1 protein-coding gene is annotated in these 1,515 nt (G+C 40.6%); it reads right to left on the bottom strand.

Annotated elements, in window-relative coordinates; genetic code table 11:
* Nucleotides 1–50: 50 nt before the first annotated feature.
* On the bottom strand, nt 51–1,515 hold a 1,465-nt coding region (locus tag ASV53_RS23990), incomplete at its 5' end, for a SulP family inorganic anion transporter (RefSeq protein WP_141226319.1).

The raw sequence follows: 1,515 nt of genomic DNA, 5'->3' as shown, positions 1-1,515 counted from the left end.
AAGGGGGGTAGTCCCCCTTTTTATTTATGCTTTATTGATTAGTTGTTGATTTAGTGCCCAATTGTTCGACTGGCTAAAAGATCGGGTTTATCAAATATAGCAAATTTACTGATTAGCTTATCAGACTCTTCATTCATTCCTATAATATCAACATCAGCTCCTGCATCCATGAACTTAATTATGACTTTATCTAAAGCGCCGACTGCTGTGATATCCCAAAAGTGGGCATCAGTTAAATCAATCGTTACATACTTAGTTGGATGATTAAAATTAAACATATCAATGAAGTTGTACGCGGAAGCAAAGAAAATCTGACCGTGTACTTTGTGAATCGTATGTTCGTTATGAATAACGACATCATCAGTTACTTTCATGATTTTACGACTATGGTTAGCGTAGAATACCGTTGAGATCACAACCCCAATAATAACGCCAATCGCTAAGTTGTGCGTCATGACAACGGAAATAACTGTAGCAATCATGATGACGTTAGAATTTAGCGGGTGATGACGAATATCAAGAATGGATTTCCAGGAGAAGGTGCTGATAGAAACCATTATCATGACAGCAACCAGTGCCGCCATGGGTATTTGCTTCAGATAGTCACCTAGGAATACAACCATGATCAATAGGAATACACCTGAAGATAATGTTGATAATCGCGTTCTACCCCCAGAGTTCATGTTGATCATAGATTGACCTATCATTGCACATCCCGCCATGCCGCCAAAGAAGCCAGAAACGATGTTGGCAATGCCTTGACCTTTACATTCATCATTGTTGTTACTTGGTGTGTCTGTGATGTCATCAATGATTTTTGCCGTCATTAATGATTCAAGGACACCCACGACAGCAAGCGCAAGTGAATATGGGAATATGATTTGCAGTGTTTCAAATGATAATGGCACTTTAGGTAGTAAGAAGATGGGTAGCGAGTCAGGTAATGAGCCCATATCACCGACGGTACGTACATCAACCTTGAAAATGACAGAGAATATCGTGATAGCGACAATACACACCAATGGAGAGGGGAGTAGTTTGCCAATCTTAGGCACATACGGGAATAAGTAAATGATGCCTAAACCGCACGCTGTGAGCGCATAGACATGCCAGGTCACATTGGTGAGCTCTGGTAACTGAGCCATAAATATTAATATTGCCAAGGCGTTAACGAAACCTGTAACGATAGATCGAGATATAAATCTCATCAAGTCACCGAGTTTCAATAGCCCAATACCGTATTGAAGAACACCTGTAAAAACAGACGCGGCTAATAGGTACTCGACACCATGTTGTTTGACCAAGGTGGTCATCAGTAAAGCCATTGCGCCTGTTGAGGCAGAAATCATTCCTGATCGTGAACCAGTAAAAGCGATGACAACACAAATTGAAAATGAGGCATACAGGCCAACTTTAGGATCAAGACCTGCAATAATTGAAAAGGCTATTGCTTCTGGTATTAGAGCGAGTGCAACGACAACTCCTGATAGTAAATCCCCTTTAATATTGTTAAAC

Origin of the sequence: Photobacterium sanguinicancri, from assembly GCF_002265265.1 — a bacterium.
In the GTDB taxonomy this organism is placed as follows: domain Bacteria; phylum Pseudomonadota; class Gammaproteobacteria; order Enterobacterales; family Vibrionaceae; genus Photobacterium; species Photobacterium sanguinicancri.
This window is presented reverse-complemented; position numbering and strand designations above follow the sequence as displayed.